At 67.3% G+C, this 13,861-nt stretch carries 19 protein-coding genes; 1 reads left to right on the forward strand and 18 read right to left on the reverse strand.

The annotated features are described in order from the left end of the window. Positions 1-74 precede the first annotated feature (74 nt). The 10 genes from ACYVH8_RS12075 to ACYVH8_RS12120 all read right to left on the reverse strand — a co-directional run bounded on the left by ACYVH8_RS12075 (position 75) and on the right by ACYVH8_RS12120 (position 9,073). On the reverse strand, positions 75-1,199 hold the full coding sequence (locus ACYVH8_RS12075) for a DUF2855 family protein (protein WP_460489057.1): 1,125 nt from the start codon (positions 1,197-1,199) through the stop codon (positions 75-77). A 78-nt stretch (positions 1,200-1,277) separates the two neighbouring features. After that, positions 1,278-1,697, reverse strand: a complete 420-nt coding sequence (locus tag ACYVH8_RS12080; RefSeq protein ID WP_460489058.1) for a DUF6691 family protein — start codon at positions 1,695-1,697, stop codon at positions 1,278-1,280. Next, entirely contained in the window at positions 1,694-2,167 is a 474-nt protein-coding gene (locus tag ACYVH8_RS12085) for a YeeE/YedE family protein (RefSeq protein ID WP_460489059.1), read from the reverse strand. Before ACYVH8_RS12085 ends, ACYVH8_RS12080 begins: the two co-directional genes overlap by 4 nt. A 31-nt stretch (positions 2,168-2,198) precedes the next feature. Continuing rightward, entirely contained in the window at positions 2,199-3,428 is a 1,230-nt protein-coding gene (locus ACYVH8_RS12090; protein ID WP_460489060.1) for a diguanylate cyclase domain-containing protein, read from the reverse strand. A gap of 74 nt (positions 3,429-3,502) precedes the next feature. Further along, entirely contained in the window at positions 3,503-4,708 is a 1,206-nt protein-coding gene (locus tag ACYVH8_RS12095) for a diguanylate cyclase domain-containing protein (protein WP_460489061.1), read from the reverse strand. 323 nt (positions 4,709-5,031) lie between these two features. Further along, the gene (locus ACYVH8_RS12100) at positions 5,032-5,640 is read right to left on the reverse strand and encodes a DUF938 domain-containing protein (RefSeq protein WP_460489062.1); all 609 of its coding nucleotides are present in this window, start codon (positions 5,638-5,640) and stop codon (positions 5,032-5,034) included. A gap of 131 nt (positions 5,641-5,771) precedes the next feature. Next, positions 5,772-6,941, reverse strand: a complete 1,170-nt coding sequence (locus ACYVH8_RS12105) for a GGDEF domain-containing protein (protein ID WP_460489063.1) — start codon at positions 6,939-6,941, stop codon at positions 5,772-5,774. Positions 6,942-7,014: 73 nt separating this feature from the next. After that, on the reverse strand, positions 7,015-7,992 hold the full coding sequence (locus ACYVH8_RS12110; RefSeq protein ID WP_460489064.1) for a restriction endonuclease: 978 nt from the start codon (positions 7,990-7,992) through the stop codon (positions 7,015-7,017). Between the two features lie 154 nt (positions 7,993-8,146). Next, on the reverse strand, positions 8,147-8,425 hold the full coding sequence (locus tag ACYVH8_RS12115; RefSeq protein WP_460489065.1) for a hypothetical protein: 279 nt from the start codon (positions 8,423-8,425) through the stop codon (positions 8,147-8,149). An 84-nt stretch (positions 8,426-8,509) separates the two neighbouring features. Continuing rightward, a complete protein-coding gene (locus ACYVH8_RS12120) occupies positions 8,510-9,073 on the reverse strand; it encodes an ABC transporter substrate-binding protein (protein ID WP_460489066.1) in 564 nt (187 codons plus the stop codon). Positions 9,074-9,170: 97 nt separating this feature from the next. Here ACYVH8_RS12120 and ACYVH8_RS12125 point away from each other — a divergent pair, with 97 nt between their 5' ends. Beyond that, a complete protein-coding gene (locus ACYVH8_RS12125; RefSeq protein ID WP_460489067.1) occupies positions 9,171-9,845 on the forward strand; it encodes an SOS response-associated peptidase in 675 nt (224 codons plus the stop codon). Positions 9,846-9,869: 24 nt separating this feature from the next. Here ACYVH8_RS12125 and ACYVH8_RS12130 read toward each other — a convergent pair whose 3' ends face one another. The 8 genes from ACYVH8_RS12130 to ACYVH8_RS12165 form a co-directional block, all read right to left on the reverse strand. Next, complete coding sequence (locus ACYVH8_RS12130) at positions 9,870-10,118, reverse strand: hypothetical protein (protein WP_460489068.1); 249 nt, start codon at positions 10,116-10,118, stop codon at positions 9,870-9,872. A gap of 29 nt (positions 10,119-10,147) precedes the next feature. Beyond that, positions 10,148-10,396, reverse strand: coding sequence for a hypothetical protein (locus ACYVH8_RS12135; RefSeq protein ID WP_460489069.1), 249 nt, complete (start codon positions 10,394-10,396; stop codon positions 10,148-10,150). Between the two features lie 25 nt (positions 10,397-10,421). After that, entirely contained in the window at positions 10,422-10,961 is a 540-nt protein-coding gene (locus ACYVH8_RS12140) for a DUF924 family protein (protein WP_460489070.1), read from the reverse strand. A gap of 7 nt (positions 10,962-10,968) precedes the next feature. After that, complete coding sequence (locus ACYVH8_RS12145; RefSeq protein ID WP_460489071.1) at positions 10,969-11,775, reverse strand: NYN domain-containing protein; 807 nt, start codon at positions 11,773-11,775, stop codon at positions 10,969-10,971. A 69-nt stretch (positions 11,776-11,844) separates the two neighbouring features. Beyond that, positions 11,845-12,171 carry a hypothetical protein gene (locus ACYVH8_RS12150; protein ID WP_460489072.1) on the reverse strand — a complete coding sequence of 109 codons (327 nt, stop codon included), beginning with the start codon at positions 12,169-12,171 and terminating at the stop codon, positions 11,845-11,847. Between the two features lie 20 nt (positions 12,172-12,191). Continuing rightward, positions 12,192-13,325 (reverse strand): methyl-accepting chemotaxis protein, encoded by a 1,134-nt coding sequence (locus tag ACYVH8_RS12155; protein ID WP_460489073.1) that lies wholly within the window; start codon positions 13,323-13,325, stop codon positions 12,192-12,194. After that, positions 13,322-13,618, reverse strand: a complete 297-nt coding sequence (locus ACYVH8_RS12160; protein WP_460489074.1) for a type II toxin-antitoxin system RelE/ParE family toxin — start codon at positions 13,616-13,618, stop codon at positions 13,322-13,324. The genes ACYVH8_RS12155 and ACYVH8_RS12160 overlap by 4 nt, the downstream gene beginning before the upstream one ends. Further along, positions 13,615-13,857, reverse strand: a complete 243-nt coding sequence (locus ACYVH8_RS12165) for an addiction module protein (protein ID WP_460489075.1) — start codon at positions 13,855-13,857, stop codon at positions 13,615-13,617. The genes ACYVH8_RS12160 and ACYVH8_RS12165 overlap by 4 nt, the downstream gene beginning before the upstream one ends. Positions 13,858-13,861: the final 4 nt, after the last annotated feature.

The raw sequence follows: 13,861 nt of genomic DNA on the forward strand, positions 1-13,861 counted from the left end.
CACAGATTCAGTCTACTAGCGGGCTCTCTGCCTCACTCGCGTCGCGCGTGCGACGCGAGTGAGGCAGAGAGCCCCTAGAGCGCCAGCATCAGTCCTTCGCGCGCATCGCTGCGCCCGGCCAGCACCTGCTGGTAGGCCGCGCTCACGGCCTCGGCGCCGCGGTCTGCGCGGATCACCAGCCAGGGGCGCTCGGGCGCGTTCACCTTCTGCATGAAAGCCAACCACGCCAGGCCCAGGCGCTCTTCCAAGCCTGCCGGCCCCCAGCCCTCGGGGGGAGGCGCGCTGCGCTTCTTGCCCTGGGCCGGGGCAAAGAACAGTTCGGGCCGCGGCCCGGGCAGGCCGCTGGCGCCACCCAGGGCTTCCCAGTGGCTGCCGCCCACCGAACAGCTGTAGGCCAGGGCCGTGCCGAAATGCGCGTGGACCGTGCGGCGCAAGCCGGCGTTGCCCGCGAAGTCGATGTAGACCGTGGGCGTGTCCGGGTCCAGGGTCTGCACATGGTCGTAGCGCATCACCTCGCCATAACAGCCCAGTCCGCGCGTGAAGTCCAGGTTGCCCGCCGAGGTCAGTCCGCGGACCATGGGGCCGCCGGAGCGGCGCGCAAGGCAGAAGGCCGTCCCGTAGGCGGTTTTGCTCGATGCGCTGGACAGCAGCAGCTGGTGCGCGCCGAAGAATTTGTGCTCGGCCAGGAAGTCGTCGATCAGGAAAGAGGTCGTGAACAGCGGCCGCAGCACGGCCTGCGGGCCTTCGAGCGCGGGGTCGTAGGCCGGGTCTGTGGCGCAGAAGATCAACTGGTTGTAGGCCGCGGCCAGTTCGCGCCGGTGCTCCGAGGCGTCCATGAAGCCGCGCGGGTTCACGCGCGCGGCCTGCACCACCAGGTAGTGGCCCATGGGCAGGTAACCATACACACGCTGGCCTGTGGCCACCTCGGGGTTGCGCGATTCCACCACTTCGGCAAAACCCCAGACCGGGATGCAGCCCCAGCCCCCGGCCCCGCTGGGGAAGAACTGCCAGTACTTCATCTTGTCGCCGAAGGCGGCGTAGGTGATGTTGTTGGCCGTCAGCGCGAAGTCGTGCACCCGCAAACGCACTTCGCCTTCGGCCAGGGCGCGCGCGGTGGGTGCATCGGGGTCGGGCAGCAGGCAGGTGGCATGCAGGTCAGCGCGGCTGACACAGAAACGCACAGCGGTGGCGGCGTTCATGGGGCTTCCTTCCGAACGAAACACGAGCATGCCTGCACCCGGCCCGCGCCGCTGTCACCCAGGAGATGGGCGCAGGCCTCAGCTGCGCGCGCGCAGGCCCTGCGCCAGCGCGCCCAGGGCGATGCCGCCCAGGGCCCACAGCAGGTCCCCGTTGCCCGTGCCCAGGCCCGCGATGGCCGGGCCGGGGCAGACACCGCACAGGCCCCAGCCCACGCCGAAGAGTGCGGCGCCCAGGGCGGTGTCGCGGTTCCACACGCTGGGGTGGGCGCCGAAGCTGCCGCCCAGCAGGGGACGGGCCAGCAGGCGCGGCAGGCCCTTGTAGGCCAGCAGCGTCACCAGCACCGCGCCGCCCATCACCAGCATCAGGCCCCAGTCCTCGAAGCGCAGGAAGCTCAGCACCACCTCGGGTCTGACCATGCCCGCGAGCGAGAGGCCGAAACCGAAGAGCGCGCCCGCGGCCAGCGTGGCCAGGGCGCTCTTGAAGTTGTTCTTGCTCATGCCAGCCACCTCGCCGCCAGATTGGCCGTGAGGAAGGCCGTGGCCATGAAGGTCAGCACCGCGCCCAATGAGGGCAGCTGCAGCGAACCCAGGCCGCAGATGCCGTGGCCCGAGGTGCAGCCATTGCCCAGGCGTGCGCCGTAACCCACGAAGAAGCCGCCCACCAGCAGTTGCCAGGCCGGCACCCTGGTGGCCAGGGCTGTGCCATCGCTCCAGCCCAGCCACCAGGCCAGCGCGCCGACGATGAGCCCGGCCGCATAGACCAGACGCCATCCGCGGGTCTCCACAAAACGCGTTTGCTGGAAAAAGGGGCGGCGCACCAGCCAGGACCAGCTGCTGGAGAACACCGTGCTCATGCCGCCGATGCGGCCGGTGAAGAGGAAGAGCAGGGCGGTGCCCAGCCCGATCAGCAGGCCGCCCAGCAGGTAGTGCTGCCAGCCCAGGGGGAAGAGGGTGGTGAGGAGGTTCATGACAGCGCATTATCCGCGCCGCCGTCGCGCCTTACCAAGTGGTGTCGATGGTGTCCTGCTGGGTCGGCAGCATGGAGCTCACGCTGACCGGGCCGCCGTCCGTGCCCAGGGATTGGCGCTCGGCCTCGTTGAGCACGTCCAGCGGGATGGCCTGGGCCGGTTGCTCCAGCGTGACGATGCCCACGCCCAGCTGCGGTGTGTAGTCGTGGCGACCCTGGTCGCGGCCGATCACCAGCAGCGGGCGGCCCACGGTGGAACGCAGCCGCGCCACCGTCTCGTTGACGAAATCGCGCCGCTGATCGGTGGAGATCACCACCACGAAACAGCGCGGGTGGTACAGGCCCACCACGCAGCGGAAACCCGCCGCACGGCGGATGCGCGCGGCCATCGCCGCCAGGATCTGGTGTTCCACGCCGTGGCCGGCTGCCTGGCCCAGCTCGTAGAGATTGCGCAGGTGCAGGCACACCACCGTGCAACTGCCGTGCAGGCGGCCCGAGCGCCAGAAGGCGTGTTCCACCTCCGACAGCAGCAGGGAGCCGGTGGGCAGGCCGGTGGCCGGGTCGGCGCCGACCTGCAGGCGCGACAGGCGCGTGAGCTGGCGCTGCTGGCGATTGCGCACGAAGATCAGCACGCTGCAGACCAGGAAATACAGCACGGTCAGCACCGCCGTCACGATCCAGGTGCCCAGGCCGAAACCCGGCACGTTCAGACCGCGCAGGTACAGGCCGGTCACCATGGCGGCCAGCAGCACGCAGGCCAGCACCATCCAGCGCGCCAGCGGGTCGCCCAGCGCGGCCGCACGCAGCGTGGCGATCAGGCCCATCACCGCCGCCGCCATGTTGACGATGGCCGTGGCCAGCAGCAGCTGTTCGAATTCGGCGGGGCCGGAGCGCGCCACCAGCAGGGCCAGCACAACGGCGGCCAGGAACAGCGCGCCGGCGCCCCAGGTCGTGATGCGGCCGACCGTGCGGTCCTCGCGGCTGCCGCCCAGCCAGATGCCCAGGTAATACAGGGCCAGGGCGCCGGCCAGCGGCCCCAGGCTGCCCTTGAGCACCCGCAAGAGCTTCATGGGCAGGCCTGGCCACAGCGCCTCGGGCAGGCCGGTCATGACCAGGCAACTGGCGCCCACGACCAGCACGAAGAACAGGTTGCGCAGCGAGCCGACCTTGCGGTTGAGGACCAGATCAGCCAGCGACAATGCCGTGAGGGTCAGCAGACCTCCCAGCATGGCGGACCAGATGGCGACTTCGGAAATGGGCATCCAGCGATTATGGTGCGCAGGGCGAGCCGATTTTGTGACTTATTTCACGTTTTTTCGCAGAGGATTCCTGAGCCTTACCAGGTCGTGTCGATCCGGTCGTCGTCGCCCGCCGGGCGGCGCACCTCGGTCATGGCCTCGTGCTCCACCTCGTCGATCACCTCCTGCGGCACGGCGAGGTCGGGTTGCACCGTGCGCACCGCCACGCCCACCTGTGGGGTGAACTGCTGGCGCTTGTCCTTGTCGCTCACCACCTGCAGCGGCTGGGTGACCAGGCCCTGCAGGCGGGTGATGACGGCCTCGTCGAAGGCGCGCTTGCGATCGATGGAAAACACCACGATGAAACAGCGCGGGTGGTACATGCCCACCACGCAGCGAAAGCCCGCGGCGCGGCGGATGCGCGCGGCCGTGGCAGCCAGGATCTGGTTGTCGCTGGTGCGGCCCAGGGAGTCGCCCAGTTCGTAGAGATTGCTCAGGTAGAGGCAGACCACGATGCACTGGCCGTGCAGGCGGCCGGTGCGCCAGAAGGCGTGTTCCACCTCGCTCAGCAGCTTGGCGCCGGTGGGCAGGCCGGTGGCCGGGTCCCAGCCCGAATCCAGCCGGGCCAGCCGGGCCAGCAGTCGTTGCTGCCGGTTGCGCACGACCATCAACACCATCACGATCAGCATGAACAGCAGCGCGCAGCTGGCGGTGCCGATCGCCATGCCCAGGCTCCAGCTCTCGATCTTCAGCGCATGCAGGTAGAGACCGCTGATCATGCCCACCAGCAGCACGCAGGCCAGCACCAGCCAGCGCGCCAGCGGGTCACCCAGCAGAGCGGCCCGCACCGCGATCACCATGCACAGCAGCGCGGCCACCCCGTTGAGCGCCGCCGTCAGCGCCAGCAGCTCCCGGAAGTCATCGTGCGGCACCAGGGTGGCCAGGATGGCCATCACCAGCGACGCGATCAGCATGCCGTAGCAGCCCCAGACCGTGATGCGATAGACCACGTGGTCTTCCTCGTCGCCGCCGGTCCAGATGCCCAGGAAGCGCAGGCCCAGCGCGCTGCTCAGCAGGCCGAAACCGGCCTTGAGCGCCATGACCAGGCGTTCGGGCAGGTCCGGGAACAGCACCTCGGGCAGGCCCGACAGCAGCACGCAGGCACTGCCGAGGATGCTGATCAGGAGCAGGTTGCGGATCGCACCGAACGTGCGCACCATGAGTGCGTCGGCCGCAGCCAGCAGGGCGAGCGACAAGAGCCCGCCCGTCATGATGGCCCAGACGATGTTTTGAACCGTATCCATGGCTGAATTATCGAAGCCCGGCACGGCGCGGAGGCGGCCGCAGCGTGACGGAGTTGGCACAGAGCAATGATTTATTTGCTATCAAAAATGAAGCATTTCCGAATAACAACAGCGCGACGGTCACCGCCTGCCCCAACCGTGCGGGATCAGTGTGCAGCATTGTCCGTGGCGGCCGGGTCGGTTCCGGACTCCGGCGTGGACAGGCGTTCAAGCTTCCGGCTTTGCCGGATGCGCTTGATGACCACCACCGAGCCCATCGGGAAACAGGCCACGGTGCACACCGCTGCCAGGATCCAGGCGCCCAGGCCGAAGCCTTCCAGGTGTCAGTCTGCCCGCTTCCAGACCAGCATGAGATTGTTGGCCGGCATGGCGTGGCGCGCGGCCAGTTGCAGGCCGGCGGCGTGGGCGACCTGCTCCACGGCTTCGCGCCGGCGTATCCCCCAGTCGGGATTCTCGTCGCGCAGCGCGGCGTCGAACTTCAGGTTGCCCTCCGAGGTGGACACATCGTCTTCCAGGCAGGGCCCGTACGTCACCAGCCGGCCGCCCGCGGCGAGATGACGGGCGGCGCCGCGCATGAGCCCCGCGCAGCAGGACCAGGGCGCGATGTGCAGCATGTTGGCGCAGTAGATGAGGTCCGGGTTCTCGCGCTCGATGCGCCAGGCCTCGCCCAGCACATTGAGCAGCCGCGGCGGCAGCACATTGCCCAGGCGGGCCTCGCCGATGCGCACCATGATGTCGGGGAAAAGATCGGCCTTCAGGTCCGTGGGCTCCCACGTCCACTGCGGCAGATTGGCGCCGAACCAGGCTACGTGCTGGCCCGTGCCGCAGCCGATTTCCAGCGCAACGCCCCTGGGGGGCAGGAAGGTGCGCAGCACCGTCAGGATGGCTTGTTTGTTGCGCTCGGCGGCGGCGCTGTAGGCGAGTTCGGTCATGTCGAGAGCAGTCGTGGCGTCCAGATCATTGGGTCAGCCGTTGATATTGCCAGCAAGCGCTCCATCGGACCTCCCATGAACATGGGGCTTCCATGAATATGGGGGCTGCCGGTCGGACGCAGGGCCCCGGCTCAGCGGGTCGCTGCGTTGGCCGACACCAGGTGGCCGCGGCCGGCGTGCTTGGCGCGGTAGAGCGCCGCATCCGCGCGCGCCATCAGCGCCTCCAGCGTCTCGTCCCGGCCCTGGCGCAGGGCGTGGCCGGTGCTGAAGTCCAGCGCGAAGTGGATGGCCTGTGGCGCGGCCTGAGCCAGTTCGGCGCGCAGGCGCTGGTCGAAAGCCAGGGAGGCCGCAGTGTCGGCATGGGCCAGCAGCACGCAGAACTCTTCGCCGCCCAGGCGCGCGTTCACGTCGCCCGCGCGCTGGCAGCGCTTGAGCAGGCCGCCGAAGAACTGCAGCGCCGCGTCGCCGGTCTCGTGGCCGTAGGTGTCGTTGATGCGCTTGAAGTGGTCCAGGTCGATCATCAGCAGCGACAGCGGGTAGTCGTGACGCTGCGCGTAACGCAGGGCACGGCCCGCCTGTTCGGCCCAGCCGTTGCGGTTGGACAGGCCCGTGAGCGCGTCGGTGATGACCAGGGTGCGCAACTGCTGCTGCGCCTCTTCGCGCCAGGCCGCGAGGATGGCGATATTGCCCAGCACCAGCGTCACATTGGTCGCCACCAGGGCCGTCAGGTTGACCGGCGTGGGCGCGTGGAAGAAGGGGTAGAGCTCGGTGAACCAGGCGCCCAGAATGCCGCGCGTGGCGGTCAGCACGGCCATCACGCTCACGCAGCCGAACATCAGGAAACGCCAGGTGCCCTGGCCGAACTCGCTGCGCGTGGGCAGCAGCGTGGCGCGCGCCAGGATCAGCAACTGTCCCGCGATCAGCAGATTGGCCCAGCCCACGCGCACCGGGTAGCTGCCGAAGCTCAGCGCGTAGCCCACAGGCGTGGCCAGCACCAGTGCCAGCAGCAGGCGGCCCAGCGGGCGCGGCCCCAGCCAATGGCTCAAGGCCTGGTAGATCAGCCAGTTGCTGAAACTCAGCAGGGCCATGGCCAGGCTGGACAGCAACTGGTCCGGCCACTGCTCGCGCCAGAAACCGGCCAGGATCAGGGCCAGCCAGGCGGCGGCGCTGATCATCAGCGAGGCGCGCGCGCGGTGCGCGGCCGGGCTCGGGTTCTGCCCCATCACCAGCGGCAAGGCCATGGACATCGCCAGCAGATTGGCGACGTTCAGGAAAATCAGGGTGGTGGGGTCGAGCTGCACGGTGACGGCCGGGTCAGCATCTCAGTTTATGCGGCCCGGCTTGTGAAAGATTGCGGTTTCTGCGTACAAGGCTTCAGACCGCGTGGGCCATCGACAGGGTGTTGCGGCAGCGCGGGTAGTCCGTGCAGCCCCAGAACACCGAACCGCTTTGCGACACATGGCGCTCCACCATCTTGGTGCCGCAACTCGCGCAGGTCGGCCGCCAGTAGTCGCCCTCGTAGGCCACGTTCAGCAGTGCCTGCTGCTGGTCGGGCTTGCGCCGGGCGATCAGCGCCAGCAGGGCCGCCCCGTCCAGCACATTGATGCCGTTGTCGTGCGCGAACTGCAGCGCTTCCCGGGAGTAGCGGCCGCTGGCGGCAAAGGTGCCCCGTTTGAGCTGCTGGGAGGCCATCACCCCCAGCAGCTCCCGCAGCTCCTTCACACCCACCGGCTTGCGCTGCCAGTGCTTGCACTGGACCACGGCCACCGGCCCCTGGGCGTTGCGCGAATGCAGCCAGATGTCCACCCCGCCATCCGCGCCGTGGGGCTGGGCGCGGGTCTGGAAACCCACCTGCGCGAACAGGGCCTCGCACACCGCCTCGAAGCGGCGCCACTCGATCTGCGCCCACACCCTGGGCCCCCAGGCCTGCTCGGGCCGCGGCGGCGCGAGAACGTCCTGCGCTTCCAGTTCGGCCGGCAGGGTGGAGGGCTCGAAGGGGTCGGTCTCGGGGGCATCCCGCAGCATGGGCTCCAGGCGCACGCGGCTGGGCGGGTACAGCAGCTCATCGGGCAGGATCGAATGCTGGAACCGCGAGACCGACGCCTCCGGTTCGGGGCGCACCTCCCGGGCAAAACGCAGCAGGAAGAGGTGCAGGCCGATCAGCAACAGGCCCAGGCCCAGCACCCACCAGCCCGCGGTGCGCATACCGCTGGACACCGCGACCAGCGTGCCTGAACCCTTGAGGATGAGCGGCGAGATCAGGAAGACGATGCCGAAGACCGTGACCAGGATGCCTTTTTCCAGCACGGTGTCCCTGGCCCGGCGTCGTGATCCTTGGCGCGATGGCTGCATGACGTTTCTTTCCCGACTGCGGTCCTCCGCATGTGGGAGGTACTGTAGCGAAAAACGCGCCGGGCCGATACGTTCCGGGCCCGGGGTGTTGTTATGGCACGGCGCGGGCCCGCGTGTAGTAGCCCAGGTCCAGGTACTTGTCGGGTGCGGGGGCCTACCCGTTCCACTGGCCCTCGATCTCGGCGCGCAGCGCCAGCACGTTGCGGAACCCCGCCAGGTCGAAGGCGCAGTCGTGCGCCAGGCCATGGCCGGGCGTCAGCAGGTCCTTGTAGGCCAGTTCGGCAATGCCACGCTCCAGCTTCAGCTCGCGCTGCAGCACGATGATCACCGGCTCGCGCTGGGCCGGGTCCTGCGCCGCGCGGCAGCCTTCGATGTAGGCGCCCAGGTAACGCTCCAGCGCGCCGGGGTTGGCCGTGGCCCAGCGTCGCATCACGAAGGCCCCCGAGGCCTGGTAGGCGCCGAACAGTTCTTTCGTGCTGCCCAGGCTCTTGGCGCCGGCGCGCTGGGCCAGGTAGCTTCAGGGCGGGTTCAGCATGGTGCCCGCGCCCCCCTGCGTGGCCAGCGAGGCCACCCGCCCCTGTGTGCCGCCGATGGGCTTGAGCGCGTAGTCCTTGCCGCTGGTCAGGCCCGCGTCCTTGAGGATCTTGCGCGCCAGCACCGCGTAGGCCGTGTTGGGCGCGTCCACCACCAGGTTGCGGCCGCGCAGATCGGCCAGGTGCGTGATCTCCGGGCGCACGAAGAAATCGTTCATGCCCGAGTCGCCCCCGGCGACGATGATCACGTCCTCGTGCGCCACCTCCACCATCGCCACCGCGTTGTCCACCGCCGCGTGCGCAATCTCGAACTGCCCCGCCGCCAGGCCCGCGCGCTGCGCGTCCGAGTTGGGTGTGAACTGCAGCACCGGCGTGATGCCGCGGCGCGCAAAAGCACCGCGCTCCATGGCCATGTAGACCGGGATGTTGCTGGCCCCGCGGAACATGTTGACGCGCAGCGTCACCGGATCGTTGGGCGGGGCAGGGGGCGTGCCGGCGCAGCTGGCGAGCAGCGCAGCAACCGCTGCGCAGAACAGCTTCTTGAACATGGTGTCTCCTCGTGTTTTTTACATGGCCCTCGATGGGGCCAGGCCAGAATAACCGAGATCAATGGTTTGCGCAGTGGCCGTGGGATAGCATGGGCCCATGAGTTCCCATTACGAGACCCTGCCCAACACGCTCTACCCCGACGCCTTTCATGTGGCTGCACCCGAGGCGCCGCTGGGGCGCGAGGTCTGGCCGCGCCAGCCGGGTGTGTTCATCCGTCTTGTTGGGAGCGAAGCCGAAGCGCCTGCCCATCCCGACCCATCTCAGCGCGCGCTGGTGGCCGGGCAGTTCGGCCTGGTGCCGCGCTGGGTCAAGTCCGCGTCGGACGCCAAGCTGCGTTCCACCAAACTCGTGAACGCCCGGGCCGACACCATGAGCACCTCCACCAACTTCCGTGAGGCCTGGCTGGCCGGGCAGCGCTGCATCGTGCCCATGATGGCCTTTCTGGCGGACGACTGGCGCAGCGGCAAGGCCGTGCCCACCCGCATCGCCCGGGTGGACGGCAAGCCCATGGGTGTGGCCGGTCTGTGGGAGTGCTGGAAAGGGCTTGAGGGCGAGGTGATCGTCAGCTACGCGTTGCTGACCGTGAACGCCAACAGCCATGCGCTGATGCACCGCTACCAGCAGCCCGGCAGCGACAAAAGCATGCCCGTCATCCTGAACGAAGGCGCGTGGGACGCCTGGCTCAGCGCCCCCGTGGAGAAAGCGCGGGAATTCCTGCGGGCCTACCCGGCCACGGCACTGCTGGCCAACCCGGTCGAGAAAAAGCGCTGAGCCATCCGGCGCAGCGCAGACGCCTCAGTGCGTCACGAACTCGTAGCTGATCTCCTCGCTCTCCACCATGTCCAGTATGTCGTTGAGCGCCGCGTCGCTGTCGGTGCTGCGCCAGGTGTCTTCGGGGTCGTCGGCAAACAGGGGCTCGATGGCCAGGTCCAGGTACTGACCGTTGGGCAGCTTCAGCACGGGCGTGCCTTCCGAGGTCTGGACCAGCTCCCAGTCGCCGGGCACGGTCATCTCCAGATGGATCTGGACCTTGAGTTTTTTCATGGTGTTTCCTTCTTTGTCTGGCCGCGAGATTAACCCAGAGGCATGACACCGAGTTTGGCGCTCACCTCGGTGGCATCCGGCGCGCTGAACGCGGTGTTGTGCCTGTCGGTCAGCGGGCCGCCCCCTGGGACCACCTTGCCCGCGGCGTCGTAACCGATGGCCTTGAACTTCCAGGCCGCGCCGATGCGCTTGAGGTTGCCCACGTGTGTGCCATCGGGGGCGTGCACGCTGCAGACATCGGGGTTCACCGGGGTCAGGGTCAGCAAAGGATGGTCCATGCGAGCGCCGGGGTAGGGGTGCGGCTCAGAACGAAGAACCGGGCTGCTGCAGAAAAGCCAGCTCCTCGGGCGTGGAGGCCCGGCCCAGAATGGTATTGCGATGTGGGTAACGGCCGAAGCGCCGGATGATGTCCGTGTGCCGGTGCAGGAACTGCAGGTTGTACTCCAGGCCCGGCAAGGAGAAGAGGGGCAGCGCCTCGGCATGTGCGGCCAGCTCTTCGCTGTGCATATAGGGCATGTAGGCAAAGACGCGCTGCGCCATGGGCAGGGCCTGGTCCAGCTTCAAGGCCACCAGCTCCCGGGCCAGCGTGAGTGCCAGCGCATCGTGCGCAAAAGCCAGCGGCGTGTCCCGGTGGATGTTGCGGCTGAACTGGTCCAGCACGATGATCTCCGCCAACCGGCCCGGCGCGTCTGTGCGCCAGGGTTGCAACTCGCCACGCGCCGCGGCGGCCAGCGTGGCGCCGAAGCGCTCGCGCATCTGCGCGTCCAGCGCGGTGTCTTTGCTGAAGTGCTGCTTGGGCGTGAGTTCTTCGAACCAGAAGGTGAGGATGTCTTGCGGGGTCATGCGGTCGTCATGCAGATGCAGGAAGACTGTCGCCGCTGTCTATGCCGTCCGCTTTGGCTTTCAATCCGACCGACCAATGCCCACCCTCTTCCTTTTTCAAAATGAGAAGGTCATAAGTCTTGATCATGTTGAGCAGTCCGGAATGTCCGTAGGTGTTCGGCGAGAAGCCGGGGTCCATGCGCTTCAGATACTGACCCAGATGCCCAAGGCTCACTTTTCCTTCGGATGTATCACTGGTCAGAAGTGTGACCGCTTCAATGATGAACTTAGGTCGCCGTTTCACTCCGGGCTTTTGTTGGGGGTCTTTTGCCTGTTCCGGTTTGGCGGTTGCAGCCTTGGGTTCGCCCTGCTCACTCGATTCAGAAACTGCTTCCGAGGGCGTCCATTCGAAGAACTGATCACTGGCGTTGCGCAGCGCGTCGGGTGTTTTGCTCTCGCCCACTATGCTCACCATCGCACCACGTTCACGCAGCTTGCGGCACAGATAGGCAAAGTCGGAGTCGCTAGTGACGAGGCAAAAGCTATCCGCCCGGTTGTCGAACATCGCCTCAATGGCATCCAACGCAAGCGCGATGTCCGCCGTGTTCTTGCCGGCAGCATATTGGTACTGAAGGCAGGGCGTAAAAGCCAGACGGACCAAAGCTTCCTGCCATTTGTTGGCCAGTGTGCTGTGGTTTCCATATCCACGTCTTAGCACCACGCGGCCGAACTTGGCCACGACACGCAGGGCGAATTCGAGGATCTCCGGTGTCGTGTTGTCGCAGTCGACGAGGACGGCGACACGACTTTCCTGGGGCGAGCTTGGGTTACTCATGTTGGCCTCCCTTGTTGCGGCACATCATACGGTGAGCGGGCGCTTGGGCACGCTCATTTGCATGGGGGCTCAGGCTTGCCACACACCAAACCCCGCCGAGCGCAGGTCGATGCCGACTTCCACCTCACGCTCTTGCGCGTCCTTGTAGTTCATGGGGTTGAAGCCTTCGTAGAGGTCGGGCAGCAGGTGCAGGCCGTACTTCGTCACATAGCTGTTGGCCTGGATGCCGGCCTTGTGCTTGTCGAAGCGCACATCGGGGTCCAGGCCCGTCATGCCCACGTAGACGCAGGGTTGGCCCTCGACATAAGCAGGATTGCATTTCCTGAATCTGGCTTCAAAGAGCACGTCCCGAGACAGCTCGACCACGTAGACGTGATAGTGCGCGCCGCGTCCCATGCCGCCTGGCCCGCCGACGCTCAGACCTTGAACTGGTCCACCGCCACCTGCAGCTGGCGCACGCGCTCATTCATGTCGCTGGCGGCTTCGGCGGTGTGGGTGACCTGCTGGGTGTTGTGGCGTGTCTCGGCCTGCATCCGCGCTACGGATTCAGACACATCGTTCACGCCGCGGCTCTGCTCGGCCGAGGCCGTGGAAATCTCGGCCAGCAAATCTGTCACCTGCTGCACGGCCTGTACGATGTCCTGCATGGTGTGGCCGGCGCGGTCCACCAGCTGGGCCCCCGCTTCCACCTGCTGCGCCGAATGGCTGATGAGGTCACGGATCTGCTTGGCGGCTTCGGCGCTGCGCTGGGCCAGCACGCGCACCTCGCCCGCCACCACGGCAAAGCCGCGCCCCTGCTCGCCGGCCCGGGCCGCTTCCACCGCGGCATTGAGCGCCAGGATATTGGTCTGGAACGAGATGCCCTCGATCACGGCAATGATGTCCACCACCTGGCGCGAACTGTTGCTGATGGATTGCATGGTCTGCACCACCTCGCCCACCACCACACCGCCGCGCTGTGCAATGCCCGAGGCATTGCCGGCCAGCCCGTTGGCGTTGTGCGCGCGCTGCGCGTTCTCGCGCACGGTGGCTGTCAGCTCGGTCATGCGGGCGGCCGCGTGGTCCAGCGCCTCGGCTTGCAGCAGGGTGTGCCGGGCCAGGTCGGCGTTGGAGTCGGCAATTTCCTGGGACGAGTCGGCCAGCGGGGCGGTGCTTTCCTTGATGCGGGTGACCAGATCGGTCAGCGTGTCTTCCATGGTGCCCATGGCCTCCAGCAGGCGGCCGAATTCGCCCTTGCGCGTGTTCTCGAAGTCGTGGCTCAGGTCGCCCGAGGCCACCGTCTCGGCAATCAGCACGGCGTCGGCCAGTGGCGCGGAAATGGTGCGCGCCTGACGCGCCGTGGAAACCGTGCCCAGCAACAAGGCCAGCACGCCCATGACCAGCATGCCCGTCTGTGCGCCGGAGATGGTGACCTGGAACTGCGGCGCCTGCGCGGCGATCTGGCTCAGGGTGCTGTAGCCCTCGTAGAGGATGCCCAGCATCAGCAGCAGCACAATGGCATAAGTCAGGGCCAGCCGTGTGCCGATCTTCATGTCGTCCAGGAAATTCATAAGCCTTCTCCAAGCGCGGCCCGCCCAAGGCTGGCAAAAGTGCCTGCCAGTGTAGCCCCGGCGGCGGGGGTGCGATGCGGGGAGGAGAGGGGGTGGAGCCTGCCTATTTCTCGATCTTCACGCCCTGTCTGGGGGCTGAGCGGGTGCCAGGCTTGCGGGTGGCGTGTGATGAGGGTGATGGTCTTGAGCGTCTCGATCAGGAATGCATCGCCCAGACCGGGCGCTTGCGCTGCGTACCAGGCGATGGCTTCGTCCAGTTCGTGCTGGGCGGGCGCCAGCAGCTTGACGTTCATGCGCCGGAAGATTTGATCGTGTACTTGCCCAGAACCTCGGCCAGCGGCAGGGCGCTGATCTCGCCCCGACGATAGGCAGCCAGCCGGTCCTCGGCCTCTTTGGCCCAGAGTGCATCCAGGTTCGGGTCTGGCGTGTCCAGCGTGTCCAGCGTGTCCAGGATGCGTTCGACCAGCTTCATACGCTCGGCCGGGGGCAGCTGGGCGGCTTGCTGGCTCAGTGACTCGGCGTTTTGTGACATGGCA

The sequence above is a fragment of the Curvibacter fontanus genome (assembly GCF_054780335.1).

Bases quoted from the DNA above. Each gene is read 5' to 3' on its own strand.
- ACYVH8_RS12150 (WP_460489072.1), bottom strand. From the start codon at position 12,171: ATGGGACGCGGCGCGCACTATCACGTCTACGTGGTCGAGCTGTCTCGG.
- ACYVH8_RS12125 (WP_460489067.1), top strand. From the start codon at position 9,171: ATGAGTTCCCATTACGAGACCCTGCCCAACACGCTCTACCCCGACGCC.
- ACYVH8_RS12145 (WP_460489071.1), bottom strand. From the start codon at position 11,775: ATGAGTAACCCAAGCTCGCCCCAGGAAAGTCGTGTCGCCGTCCTCGTC.
- ACYVH8_RS12120 (WP_460489066.1), bottom strand. From the start codon at position 9,073: ATGTTCAAGAAGCTGTTCTGCGCAGCGGTTGCTGCGCTGCTCGCCAGC.
- ACYVH8_RS12075 (WP_460489057.1), bottom strand. From the start codon at position 1,199: ATGAACGCCGCCACCGCTGTGCGTTTCTGTGTCAGCCGCGCTGACCTG.
- ACYVH8_RS12080 (WP_460489058.1), bottom strand. From the start codon at position 1,697: ATGAGCAAGAACAACTTCAAGAGCGCCCTGGCCACGCTGGCCGCGGGC.
- ACYVH8_RS12090 (WP_460489060.1), bottom strand. From the start codon at position 3,428: ATGCCCATTTCCGAAGTCGCCATCTGGTCCGCCATGCTGGGAGGTCTG.
- ACYVH8_RS12100 (WP_460489062.1), bottom strand. From the start codon at position 5,640: ATGACCGAACTCGCCTACAGCGCCGCCGCCGAGCGCAACAAACAAGCC.
- ACYVH8_RS12135 (WP_460489069.1), bottom strand. From the start codon at position 10,396: ATGGACCATCCTTTGCTGACCCTGACCCCGGTGAACCCCGATGTCTGC.
- ACYVH8_RS12110 (WP_460489064.1), bottom strand. From the start codon at position 7,992: ATGCAGCCATCGCGCCAAGGATCACGACGCCGGGCCAGGGACACCGTG.
- ACYVH8_RS12140 (WP_460489070.1), bottom strand. From the start codon at position 10,961: ATGACCCCGCAAGACATCCTCACCTTCTGGTTCGAAGAACTCACGCCC.
- ACYVH8_RS12085 (WP_460489059.1), bottom strand. From the start codon at position 2,167: ATGAACCTCCTCACCACCCTCTTCCCCCTGGGCTGGCAGCACTACCTG.
- ACYVH8_RS12165 (WP_460489075.1), bottom strand. From the start codon at position 13,857: ATGTCACAAAACGCCGAGTCACTGAGCCAGCAAGCCGCCCAGCTGCCC.
- ACYVH8_RS12130 (WP_460489068.1), bottom strand. From the start codon at position 10,118: ATGAAAAAACTCAAGGTCCAGATCCATCTGGAGATGACCGTGCCCGGC.
- ACYVH8_RS12160 (WP_460489074.1), bottom strand. From the start codon at position 13,618: ATGAACGTCAAGCTGCTGGCGCCCGCCCAGCACGAACTGGACGAAGCC.
- ACYVH8_RS12155 (WP_460489073.1), bottom strand. From the start codon at position 13,325: ATGAATTTCCTGGACGACATGAAGATCGGCACACGGCTGGCCCTGACT.
- ACYVH8_RS12095 (WP_460489061.1), bottom strand. From the start codon at position 4,708: ATGGATACGGTTCAAAACATCGTCTGGGCCATCATGACGGGCGGGCTC.